The following is a 12,950-nucleotide window of genomic DNA, read 5'->3' as shown; positions in this document are numbered from 1 at the left end:
CATACCCCCCATATTATCATTTAATTGGGTAAAATAACAATGGTAATTTGATAATTTACGGGATGTCGAAACCCGTAAATTATCCGCTATCCTTCCCCGACTTGCTATCGCTGAAGTCGGGGAATGCCGCGATTACGTTCACGTTTCGTTGGCAAATGCGATGTAAGCACTACCCGCATAAGGGCGCCCTTGAGCATCTGCATTATGCGCCCCGGTGATGACAACTCCATCACTTAGGGCAACGGTATACCCAAACCCGTCTTTGGGTTGTACCTCCGGAGAGTATAATTTCTGTTTGTGCTGCCATGTTCCCTGATTGAGTTGGAAAATGTAGGCGCTTCCAGCATCGGAAGTCCCGACGACAGCCACTTGTCCCTGAATGGCGACAGAACAGCCGAAGCCATGGCGACGTTGTAAGTCAGTGGGTTGCAGCTTCTGTTTTTGTTGCCACACCCCGTTTTCATGTTGGAAAATGTAGGCAGCGCCAGTATCGGGATACCGTTGGGCATCAACACCATAAGCACCGATAATCGCGAATTCACCACTGAGCGCGATCGCATTCCCAAAATTATCCCCATATTGTAAGTCAGCAGGTTGGAGTTTCTGTTTTTGCTGCCATACCCCATTTTCTAACTGGAACACATAAGCACTCCCAGCAAATTGACCGCCATCTGCCTTGGCAAGACGCGCCCCAACGATCGCGGTTTCCCCACTAATCGCCACTGCACCGCCAAACCCATCCCCCCGTTGTAAGTCAGCAGGTTGGAGTTTCTGTTTTTCTACCCACACCCCATTCTCAAGCTGGAAGATATAGGCACTCCCAGCTTCGGGACGACTTTCGGCGTCTACGGTATAGGCACCAACGATCGCGAAATTGTCACCCATGGCTACCGCACTTCCGAAGCAGTCATTTGCCTGTAAATCAGCAGGTTGGAGTTTCTGTTTTTCTACCCACACGCCATTTTCCGGTTGGAAAATATAGGCGCTTCCGGTATTTGGGCGATCGGGTGCATCGGTAAAATAAGCACCCACAATCGCCAGATTTCCCTGAATCGCCACTGCATTGCCAAAGACATCTTGATGCCCAAACCCCGATGGTTGCAGTTTCTGTTTTTCTGTCCACACACCGTTGTGGTGTTGGAAAATATAGGCACTACCCACAGCCGGACAACCATTCACTTGAGCCAAACGCGCCCCAATAATCGCTGTCTCGCCACTCATAGCAATTGCACTGCCAAAGATCCCTTTTTCGGGTAAATCTGGGGGTTGTAGCTTCTGTTGAGGCTGCCAAGTTGGGCAGGGTATAACTAAAGGCATCCAGGCTTTAACCGACGTGAACCCAGAATTATTCAGATTTTCAATCACGGCATCCGGAGATGCGCCTTTATATCCGACAATTGACCAAGCCCCGCGAAATTGCAATTCATCAATCAGACGGCTACCGATCGCGCGACAGGCATCTTTGGCAGCTTGGGAGAGATTGACACTGGCATCATCTTTAACTGCGATCGCGACAATTTTCCCATCGGGTATCGCTTCAATCTGTTGGGCAAAGACATCAGCAACAGACGCATCCGCAAAGAAGTCAAACGAACCACTCAACACTGGCTTCCCAGTAGCCGGTTCAAACACCACCACATTTAACCCCCGCTGATATCCGCCCGGAATCGGGATCACAGATCCATTGCGGCTAATATGCGTTAAAAAGCCGTACTCTCCAGCCGCCGATGTCGCCGAAATTGCCGCCGTGTTCGCGAAAATTGAGGGAAGTGTAAAGGAACGAGAACAGGTTACGCCATGCTCATCTGATAACGCTTCAGTCGCCGTTCCCGGTGTCGCTCCCTTTTGACCAATCATCGCCCAAGAACTGTGAAACTGGAGATAATAAACCCAATACGCCCCCAACGCCGCACAAGCATTTTTCGCCCGCTCATCCAGATAGACAGTCCCCTCATCCTTCAGCGCGATCGCCACAATTCGACCAACAGGCAGACTCTCCATCCATTCGGTGAAGGCGATCGCACAACTGGGATCACCAAAGGTATCAAAGGTGGCGCTACCCAGCTTTTGACCCGTTACTTCATGGATAACCGCCACATTCAGTCCGCGATTGTACGGATCAAACCCGAATTCTTCGTCATTGACAGTAATCCGAGCCGAATTTCCCTGGTTATAAGCCGCCGACTGGACAGTGATATGGAGATGGGCTTCATTATGGTTCATGCTTTACTTTTTCCTTCACCCGCATCTGAAAAGTTGGTCATTCGTCATTTGTCATTTGTCATTCGTCATTTGTCAAGTCGGGGCGGGTTTATCTACATTTGGATGTAACCGAAAAGATAGTCGTGAAACCCGCCCCTACACAATTTGCCCCAGCTCCCAGACGCGCCATGGCGCGTCTCTACAACTACGCCTTATGCTTCAGCGCCTCCAACACGGTGGGGGGAACTTCTAAATAGGTGTACGAATTGTTACGATCCCTTGACACCAAGAACAGCGTATCGCTGTCGGTGGGAATATTGGTCGTTACTCGTACCGTTTCCGAGTCAGCGATAGGGAGCCAGTCCCCACTTGCGGTGACATATCCCAACTCAGCCAGGTAATCCTGATCCGCTGACGGAAACGTGAGCAGCACATAATTCTCTGAACCCTGACAATCATATTCCTGGACACAATGGGAACGATAGCGGTCTGGATCTAAGCTGTCGGAGACATCATATAGACGCAACAGTAGCTTTTCTCCCCCTTGATGCTTTAAGGCTTGAATCTGATTCGGCACTAATTCCCAGTACGCATAGGCATTTTTGCCACTGTAAGGCACTAAGAATAGACGACTGTGAGAGAGATTCGGGGAATGAGACAGCCAGGTTCCTTCACCATGACCCATCCCTCTGTCTCCGGGGAGGACATTGCCCGTCCCCAAAATCGGCGTCACCCGCACAGTTTCCGATCGCGTCAACGGTAACCAGTAGCCTTCGCGGGTCAAGTAACCCAGTTCCACTAAATAATCCCGGTTCTCTGCGGGTAAGGACAAGAGTAGATAGTTTTGCTCTCCCTGACATCCGAACTGTTGTAGCATCGGCGGCTGATCCCGCTCTGGATTAGGACTATCGGTGACATCATACAGACGCAACATCAGCTTTTCTCCCCCTAAACGCTGGAGGGATTGGGCTTGGGCTGGGGCAATGTCCCAATAGGTGTAGGCATTTTTACCGTCATAAGGAACTAAAAAGAGGCGACTGTGAGCGGGGGCTGGCGGGTAATATCCTCCTCCATACCCAGAAGGGGGTGCAGTCATCGCTGCGGTTGTCGTGGCTGGGTAGGGCGATGGTGCCAGCCCAGCTTGTAGGTTGGGAGTGGCGGTGACGGCGGTACTGATGGGAATTGTTGGAGAAACCCGCACCTTATTTGAGGTAGCCAAGAGTAGCCATTCTCCGCCTGGGGTGAGATACCCTAACTCCGCCATATAGTCCCGATTCTCTGCGGGTAGTGTCAATAGGATATAGGGAGGTTGAGGCTCACAGCTAAACTGCTGGAGCAGATAGGGGGGCTGATGGGGCGAAAGGAGGCTGTCGGTGACATCATAAAGCCGTACCACCAGATCTTTGCACGGACGCTGGAGATTCTGGATATGGGCGGGGGCTACGTCCCAATAGGCATAAGCGTTTTTGCCATCATAAGGGACTAAATGTAAACTGCTGTGGGCTGGGGCTGGGGCTGGTGCTGGGGTTGGTGCTGGGACTGGGGCTGGGACTGGTGCTGGGGCTGGGGTTGGAGGCGGAACAGCCACACCTGCTGTGTTTGTGGGTTTGCCATTCGTTGCTATTCCCCCAGCAAAAGGACGACGGGCTGGACGATCATCGTCATCGCGATTTTTAAGCAGCCAGACGAGGAAACCGCCAGCTAGAAACGAAAGGGCTATGAGTAACGGCACCCACCAGGGAATCAGTCCGGGTGGCGTGGCTTGGGCTTCGGCATCAGCCTCATCTACCTCCACGGGGGCGGCGGGTTCGGGCGAATCCGGAGAATCCGGTGCCTGGGCTAGCTGGGGTGCGGCGGCGGGTTCTTCGATCGCCTCTTCTGGTTCTGTGGTGGTTTCGGCAACAGCTTCGTCAACTGCCTGCTCATTAGAGGGATCTAAAGCATAGCCGATAAAGGCTTCTACCGCAGGCGTTGCAGGTTCTTTATAGACATAAGACAAGGATTGGGAGAAGGGATAGCGTTCATCATCGGGAAAGACTTTATGCATGGGGATGATTTTCACATCCTGACGATCAAACACTTGATCCGCGATCGCATACCCAATCCCGCCAGCGTTTTTTCCCAGTTCTTCAATTACGGTATCGGTACTATCTCGCTCTACCGGGGTGGTATTGGCTCCGGTTCTAAAGGGTGCCGCTTTAAACACATCGTAGCGTTGAAACGCCTGCCGGGTATCACTATACTCCGGGCGATCGATCAGTTGAATTGGTCCGGGTTCACCCCCAAGTTCTGACCAATCGGTAATTTCTCCTCGGAATATCCGGGAAAATTGCTCAAAGGTAATATCTATATCCGTGTAAGGACTATTGGGTCCGACGAGAATGGCAATCTTTTGCCGACTTAAGGGAATTTGCACTAATCCTTGTGCCTTTTCTACCGCCGTCAACGGGCGTCCAATCGCCGCCAGATCAATCTCTTCATTAACCAAGGCTTCTAAGGCGGCGGTACTCCCAGCCGCATTGAGTTGAACATCACTATTGGGATACTGTCGCTCAAAGCGCTCTTTTAAGGCTTGATTTACCTTTGCCATACTGCTAGAACCATCCAGCCGCACTGTTGTCCCACGGGGAACGGACTCCGGTACCTCGAATTCCTCCGGTGAAACCTGAGCCAATACTGGACTCAGCCGCAGAGAGGTGAGTCGGAACTGAGGGGAAACCGTTCCTAGGGTGAGAAATAGGATAACCGAGGCAATTAACGCCTCTTTTTTGCCTAACGTCTGCATCATTAGTACCCTTGATTCTAATTGATAAGTTTTTTAGTTAACGTTTAATGGAAGCTCAAGCCGTCTAAATTCGTTTTTTCAGGGTTATGTAATGTCTAGAAATACTGAAAAAGTTATGATATCTCATGATCGCTTTTTAATCTAGCTAGTTTTGGAAAATTTATTTGACTCCTAACTCAGTTCCGAAACCGAGGCATTCTCTCACCAAACTCGAACTCCCACGGATCGATCATGACTCAACTGTTCTATGGCTGAACCTGCTGATGTATCTTTATATCCCACAATCGCCCAAGAACTGCGGAATTGCAGATGGCGAATCAAGCGACTACCAAGTGCTTCACAAGCTTGTTTTGCCCGTTCGGAAAGATTAACAGAGGCATCATCTTTGACCGCAATGGCAATTCCCTGATCCAGAGAACAATCTTCAATCAGTTGGGCAAAGGCTTCGGCATTCTCTGGGTTAACAAAGAAATCAAAGGAACGACTGAACGCTTGGGTTTTATCACGGCGATCAAAGACAACAACATTCAATCCCCGTTGATATCCTCCTTCTATCCCTATCTCTTCGTTATTCCAGGTGATTTGGGCGAAATTGCCCTGATTTCCCCCTGCTGATATTACCCCTAAGCTGGGACGCTGGACAGTATCCCCAGAGACAGAAATTAAACGAGAACAGACGACATCCGAATAGTCCGATAATTCTTCTTTCGCGATTCCGGGTTTAGCATCTTTTTGACCAATCAGCGCCCAAGAGGTGCGGAATCTGAGACAGTGAACTTGCCGACTTCCCAGGGATTGACAGGCGCGTTTCGCCCGCTGACTTAGGTTAGCACTAGCATCATCTTTAACCGCGATCGCGACAATTCGACCACTGGGCAACTTGTCCACCAGATCGGCAAATCGGTCTGCGTTTCCGGGGAAAAAGGTGTCAAAAGTGGTGCAAACTAAGGGTTGTCCTGTTGCTTCATCAATAACGGCAACATTCAGTCCGCGACTATAGTGAACAAACCCAATTTCTTGGTCGTTGAGTGTGATCCGGGCTGAGTCACCCATGAATCCACCTGCTGATTGAACTGTTATCGTTACTGTTGAAGAAGTCATTTAAATGGATAAGTTTTGATGCAACCGTTACGCTAAGGACAAGTTTGCCGTTTTGAGACGTATAATCTCAACGAATTAGGAAACAATCTTTGTATTATCTCGTTTTATGTACTCATTTTAACTTGAAATTAATATTTTTTAACAATTAGTCTGTCCTAGGAATTTTAGTGGTAGAAGCGCTTAAGCGCTTACTACGAACAAACTAATGAACATATTCGCCATAGGCAAACCCCCTTGCTTGTATTGTTTCCCCTTGCAGTACGAGAGTCACGTCAACCGTACCCGTCACTTCATCAATAAAGGTATATTGGCGATTCTGATTATCGGGGACAATTAACTCACTGGTGGCATCAAACGCCATGGTTAATGACAATTGATCCTGATCATCTGCCGCTTGTACCTGTAACTGTCGGGGCATACTCACCGTGCGATCGCCAAACAGGGATGCCATGACTCCAGGCAGACGTAACGGTAAACTGGCAGTGGCAGACCAATCCCAATCGATTTGTAACGTAGACCCCAAAAATACTTTCCGCAAGCGAGTGCCAGAATAGATAAAAATATAGGGTAAACCACTAATGGAATGGTTTTTATTCGTGCGTTTGTCTAACACGAGGGTGAAGGATCTGCCCTTTTTGTCTGTAACATAAGCGACAAACCATTCCCAACCAATATCCTCACCCCAGCGAAACCGACCAAAATTGCGATCGTGATAGCAGAACCAGTCATGATCAATGGCAAAGGATCGCCCACAAACGGATACGTTTCCCGAAACCTTTAACCCTGGAATTAATCCCCACCCAATAAAACCACTCCCGAATGGCGCATCCTCAGTAACTAAGAGGGGCATGGCTTCAGCTTCTCCTTGAACGTTGAGGGAAAGCTGCGCCCTCTCATCGTGAACTTGAACCGATGAGTTCATGCCATTAATTTCCAGATTGATCCCCTTCCCTTGCAGACGTAAGGGGTGACGACATACCATGTCAGGTTGCCAGTCTAGGCTAAAGGTTGTACCAAAAGTTGCCACTGACGGGGGAGATTCCAGTTCTGGGGTAATTTGGGTGGAGGGCAAGTTGATAATAAAGCTGACTTGCATCTGTCCCTGTTCCGGTTTGCCAATTAGGGTGGCGTTGACGAGTAGACGGATTCCCGTTTTCAGATCCAGCCAAATAAAGTGATACCAATCCTTCCAATCCAGAGGTAAGGCGGGATCTTCGAGGGGAATGCGTAAAGCTTCGACACGGTTAAGGAGAACTTGTTCGTTGACATTCATCGCCCCAGAGAACCTCCTTCATTGAGAACATCATTGAACATGACTGGGGAGGTTGGGGTAGGCGCCAGAGGTGGTGGGGCTTGATCCGCGATCGCCTGCACCCACTTCGCCATCTTTGGTGACACCTGAATCAGTCCCAACAGAATCCCCACAAACCAGCGCTGGGCATCCATTCCCAGTTCACAGACGAAGGTTTTTGTCGCGGCATTGGATACAGAAACCGGGTTGTCCATCCCTTTAATGTTTAAGGTATTGGCAACTAATGTCCACAACCATTTTTCGCCGACATGAAGTAATCCCCCTTGTCCCATCTGCACCCCCAGAGAGGAATGATACGCCGCCGCCGCTGATTGGCTGATTACCAGCCACCGGGGGGCTTGGGCGGAAGCAAAGGCGAGGACACCATTCTTAAAGAAACGAGTACGGCTGAGTCGATTCAGTAATTGGCAACCCGCTTCTGTGCGGCTGTAGGTATCTCCTTGTTGTGCCAACAGGATCAGGAGTTCTACCACCAACCAACGTCCTGGAAGTCCATCGAGTCCCGGTAATCCAGTGGTTAAACTGTAGCTGGCTTGGGCGGGAATGGTTTGATCAATCATCGGTAGAGTTGAATCCTGAGTCGCGATCGCCCGGAAACAATCGGCTAGTCTGGGTGATACCTGGGCAAGTCCTAAAATCAGTCCAGCAAACCATTGTTCAGGGTTTTGCGTGTTGAGTATTGACGCTTCGCTTTGCTGATAGGAAACCGGGTTTGTCGGGGCGGGTTTAGCGACTTTCTTGTCGCTATTTGTAGTAACGTTTGAGCAAAACCCGCCCTGATTCAATTCTGAGTGAACTCCCCCATCTCCCCCATCTTCCCTATCTTTTCTATCTCCCCCATTCCCCATTTCAATATCAGTTTGGGCTAAATCAAATAACCATTCCTCCCAAATAGAAAGCAGATGTCGTCGTCCAATTTGGGCGGCGAGGAGAGTATTCGCCATCGAGATACTACTCGATATCCAAGCGGGGACTTGGGCTGAGGAAAAGGCATAAACGCCATTGCGATAGAACTGGGTGCGACTCAGTTGGCTGAGTAATTCATTCCCTTGGGGCGTTTGGGCATAATTGGTGCCATGTTGACACAACCGAGTTAGCAGTTCTGCGATCAACCAACGGGCAGGAATTTTATCCAAATCGATTAATCCCGACATCAGACCAAAGATTCCAGCGGTGCTGGGTTCAGCCGTTCCCAAGTAGTTTTCCTTGCTGTCTCTCGGCGGCGGAAATGTGACCATTAAGGGATGGATGACGGGAGTGCGATCGCGAGTTTCTGTTGGTTCTAATAGTTCCAATTGAATGGGAATAGCGTCTTCTAGCCAACCGGGAAATCTTAACCAGGTTTTCAGGCTTGTCCCACTCGGTAAATAGTCGGGAACTTGAACCGTTAATTGACAAGTAGACTCATACTCTGGAAATAAATAAACATAAGGCGGTTCTAAACGACTCACAATGGGCAAAATCTCACTGTTATTAAGAACCCAATCATCTAGAGTCGGACGTAAAAGTACGGGCTCATTAAGTTGATTCCGGATCAATAGCTGGAGAACCAAGTCTGTACCGGAATGGAGTTGTAACGTTACTTGGGGCAGGACAAGGGTTTTTTCTAAACGCTGACTCATTTAACACCTATCGGGCGGCGTTTTACTCAATCCATTTTAATCTTTATTCACTCTTTTATTTGACGATTTTTCATTAAGTTAAATTACGGTGGTGTAATTCATCTATGTCGTTGTATTCTCCTGGCATAATTAATTGCTTTGCTGGCTCTAACTCCTTCGTTCAGTGACATTCTATGTCAACGACTAGCACTGGATTAAAAAGGTTGTAGGTTAGGTTGCGCTGTGGCTAACTTCAGCTATCAAGGGTCAGCTTGGTTACGCTTCGAGAAAAATTAGCCTAGGATTCAGACACCTAACCTACAAAATGTTGGTTAAAGTTAGTTACATCTAAATATGCTATTAACGATAACCAATGGAACACCAGGATGTAAATGCATAAAAGTTGGTCAAAATTGGTTAATTTCTGCCAGAGTCCTTTGAAATTCTTATTTTGTGCATTTTGTCAATACATAAAAGTTGGTAAGTTATCGCCTTTGAGAGGGTAACGGCGAACAGGTATAGCAACCGCCATGGCTGTTAGGACACATCATTTATGTAGAGACGCGCCATGGCGCGTCTCCACATTTATTCAGAGGTCAAGAACAAATGACCAATGATGATTTAATCCAAAACCATCCAATCAACAGTGATGCACCCTTTGTTATCCCAATACCATCCCGGCTCATCATTCATCTTAAAGATCACAGTTTGACCCGCTTTTAAACTGAGAGTCTTGGCACTATTGATCTCTTCAATAACTTCATCACTCGCTTGATCTACAGCAACCAAGGCGTAGGGGGTATTGTTCGGATAAGTCACATGACTGAGTAGTTCAGCCCCAGGTTCTCCGGCGGCGGTAATTTCTACTCCGTCTTTCACCGACCAAGTACCAGAGGGGGTGACTTTAATTTTAGCAGCCGTATCCATAGGATTTTGAAACTCTACCCCTTGTTCAAAAGTTGCATGGACTTGCAATTGACCGGAGGGGAGGACTTTTTTCTCAAAAGCTTTATAGGTTACATTATTTTGGGAAAAGTTATAGAACGCAATCCGCCCTTCACTAAAATCGCCATCAATATCAATTTCTAGACTACCATTCACTGAGACTTGCAGATTGGTTTTGGTATAAACAAAGTCAAACGTATTTTCAACATTTTTCTCCCATCCCTTGTTGCCCAAGGTTTTGCCGCGAGCCAGTTCAGTTACCTTACCCGTATGACCCCAGAATTCAGCTTGATCTTTAGGAACCTCACTAATCATGGATACGGCTAATCCTGTTTTAGCAAGTTCTCCCCACCGTTTCTGCTGACCTTTCCTCCAATCAACAAGTAGATATTTAGCTGAACTATTGGTGGTGTCTCCCGGTTGGAATCCTAGGGCAAACCCAATAAAATCATCATCCCCCGTATTGCCGACGCTTATTTTACCAGTGACTTTGGTATTAAAAACATTAAATGGACTATAAAATAACGTAGGTTTGCCATTTTTCTTCTGGATTACTTCTTGACCATTGCGGGATACATCCCATCTTCCGGCACCTTTTTCATAGGATTCTTCTTTCCAGTCGTTGAGATCGACGGTTTCGATTTTGATTTGAGCCATTTCATTCACTCCTTGTAATTTATCCTTTGTGAAGTCAAGTTGTCCCTGTGAATTTATAAACTTGACAACGATCCTAAAAATTAGGATTCTCTTATTCTAGTCGAGCATTCATTTAAATCTACTCAAAACCATTTATTTTTTCAAAACTTAACATTTTGTAATCATTTTTTGATCATCCAGACAGCAAAAAGGCATAACGAATGACAAATGACGAATGACCAATGACGATCCCAACCTACTTACTTACTTCGATAAATGACATAATTAATCAACTCCTTAAGAAATCGACGGTCATGAACTGGAGACACCCATTGTTCTCCGGGTCGCAGTGGGGTCTCCGGGAACAAAAACTCCAAAGAATCAAAGATATCGGCGGCTTTTTGAGCGAGCGATCGCGCCACGTTCCAGCCGTGTTCAATGCTGCCACACCGCTGCATTTGCTCCATAATAAAGGCAACATGATCAGGATGTTTTTGGGGGCGAGGTAGAGCCAGAATTTCCCGCATTTTTTCTGCTTCCTGTTTACTGTTGGCTAAAACATGGTTCAGCATCAACGTGCGTTTGCCTTCATAGATATCGCCACCAATTTCTTTGCCATAAGATTCCATTTCCCCCTGGAGATTTAATAAATCATCTTGAATTTGAAACGCGATCCCCAAAATCATGCCAAATCGGGTTAATCCTGCCAAGGGTTCAATTAAATCCTGGACACTGGAGGCAGGATGTCCAACAATGAGACCAATCCGACAAGGGGTAATAAAGGAATACCAACAGGTCTTTTTCACGCACATGGTAAAGTAATCTTGGTCACTTAGATGGGAGGGATTCGTCGCCACCCAATCCAATTCCATCGCCTGTCCTTCCACCGATTGCCGCGCCATGAACTCAATTTCATGTAAAATATTTAGTGCCTTGGATACCCCCAGCACAGATAAATTTTCCAGCAGCAATCCCACCGCTAAAACATTCGTCGCATCCCCGACATTAATGGCACGGGGAATACCAATCATTTGGTGTAATGTCCCCTTTCCCCGTCGAGACTCCGACTCATCTTCGATGTCATCGTGAATCAAGAACGCATTGTGATAAAGTTCCAATGCAGCCGCCGCCGTTAATGCCGAATGTCCCATTCCTCCCACCGCGCGGGCGACACTAATACACATCGTTGGACGCAGCATTTTCCCGACGCGAAAGGGATAATCACTTAATAGCTCATAAAGGGGAGTATAAGCACCAGAGACTTGACGCTGGCTTTGGATAAAGTCCTCAATTTTGACAAAAATGGCGTCTCGCGAACCCTGTAATGCCTCGTTGATAATGCTTTGATTAAACTTAGAGGAATCGGCGACGATACATTGCTCCTGATTATCCTTTGCTGCCTCTAATTGGGCGAGATCAGATAAGGTAGTGGCAATCGCCTTACGACTGCCTGAATCAATATCCGATACCGTTGACGATGAAGGCTTAGAGATCGGGGGGTGAGGCAGTAAAACTTGGCGGGGTGTGCCTTTCAACTTGAGGGTTGGTAATTTTTTTGGGTCATACAATAACAAACTGAAGAAGGTCAAAAATACGAGAAATAAGAATAGTCCTAACATTAACAATTTTCCTCTAGAGTGTCGGTTCAGAAATGGCTTTTATATTTAGTCCTTATTAATTAAAATAGCCCCGATGACAACGATAACGATAATAGCCAGCAAAAGTCCGATAATGATTACTTGTTTCTTGTTCCCTGAACCTGATTCGGAGAATTCTATCGATTCAGCCACAGGTTGAGCCACGGATGGAGTAACTGGGGGAGAGTCAACCCAGGGAAACCAGGCGTTGACAGAAACGGAGCCAAAATTATTCAAATTTTCGATAACTGCACCCCCAGAAGCACCTTTGATGCCGATAATCGCCCACGATCCTCTAAATTGAAGACGGTCAATTTGGGTGCTACCAATAGACTTACAGGCGGCTTGGGCGCGATCCGAGAGATTAAAGCTGGCGTCGTCTTTCGCCGCGATCGCAACCACCCGCCCTTGGGGTAAAGTCTCTATCCAGTCAGCAAACGCATCTGCATTCGCGGGATCAGCATAGAAATCAAAGGATCGACTGTGAAGGTGATGCCCATTGGACTGATCAAAAACAACAACATTTTAGACCCCGTTGATATCCTCCCGTAAAGGAAACCAGTTCACCATTACAGGTAACTTGAGCCATGTTACCGCTTCTAAAAACCTAGACAAACCTACCCATCAGTAATTCTGCCTTGGTATAAGTCCACGGTGTAACTTTTGGTCGATAACCGTTAACGCTTGCGCTTGGCTGATACCCGGCATTGTTGCTCGATATCAGCCTTAAC

The 12,950-nt window shown here is 47.6% G+C and carries 7 protein-coding genes and 1 pseudogene; all 8 read right to left on the bottom strand.

What is annotated here, in order from left to right:
* Positions 1 to 138: 138 nt before the first annotated feature.
* Positions 139 to 2,223 (bottom strand): interleukin-like EMT inducer domain-containing protein, encoded by a 2,085-nt coding sequence (locus RH949_RS18090; RefSeq protein ID WP_446355030.1) that lies wholly within the window; start codon positions 2,221 to 2,223, stop codon positions 139 to 141.
* 184 nt (positions 2,224 to 2,407) lie between these two features.
* Positions 2,408 to 4,990, bottom strand: a complete 2,583-nt coding sequence (locus RH949_RS18085) for a DUF4912 domain-containing protein (RefSeq protein WP_446355028.1) — start codon at positions 4,988 to 4,990, stop codon at positions 2,408 to 2,410.
* 198 nt (positions 4,991 to 5,188) lie between these two features.
* The gene (locus RH949_RS18080) at positions 5,189 to 6,088 is read right to left on the bottom strand and encodes an interleukin-like EMT inducer domain-containing protein (protein ID WP_083799197.1); all 900 of its coding nucleotides are present in this window, start codon (positions 6,086 to 6,088) and stop codon (positions 5,189 to 5,191) included.
* Between the two features lie 202 nt (positions 6,089 to 6,290).
* A complete protein-coding gene (locus RH949_RS18075) occupies positions 6,291 to 7,361 on the bottom strand; it encodes a hypothetical protein (RefSeq protein ID WP_044210296.1) in 1,071 nt (356 codons plus the stop codon).
* Complete coding sequence (locus RH949_RS18070; RefSeq protein ID WP_006104824.1) at positions 7,358 to 9,022, bottom strand: hypothetical protein; 1,665 nt, start codon at positions 9,020 to 9,022, stop codon at positions 7,358 to 7,360. Before RH949_RS18070 ends, RH949_RS18075 begins: the two co-directional genes overlap by 4 nt.
* A 600-nt stretch (positions 9,023 to 9,622) precedes the next feature.
* The gene (locus RH949_RS18065) at positions 9,623 to 10,603 is read right to left on the bottom strand and encodes a hypothetical protein (protein WP_446355025.1); all 981 of its coding nucleotides are present in this window, start codon (positions 10,601 to 10,603) and stop codon (positions 9,623 to 9,625) included.
* A gap of 239 nt (positions 10,604 to 10,842) precedes the next feature.
* Positions 10,843 to 12,201 carry a polyprenyl synthetase family protein gene (locus tag RH949_RS18060; protein ID WP_006104965.1) on the bottom strand — a complete coding sequence of 453 codons (1,359 nt, stop codon included), beginning with the start codon at positions 12,199 to 12,201 and terminating at the stop codon, positions 10,843 to 10,845.
* Positions 12,202 to 12,246: 45 nt separating this feature from the next.
* A pseudogene (locus RH949_RS18055) lies at positions 12,247 to 12,732 on the bottom strand (interleukin-like EMT inducer domain-containing protein); the annotation flags it as partial.
* Between the last annotated feature and the right edge of the window lie 218 nt (positions 12,733 to 12,950).

This window comes from Coleofasciculus sp. A1-SPW-01 (assembly GCF_040217205.1).
Lineage (GTDB): Bacteria > Cyanobacteriota > Cyanobacteriia > Cyanobacteriales > Coleofasciculaceae > Coleofasciculus > Coleofasciculus chthonoplastes_A.
The sequence above is the reverse complement of the archived record's forward strand: the minus strand, read 5'-3'. Positions and strand labels throughout refer to the sequence as shown.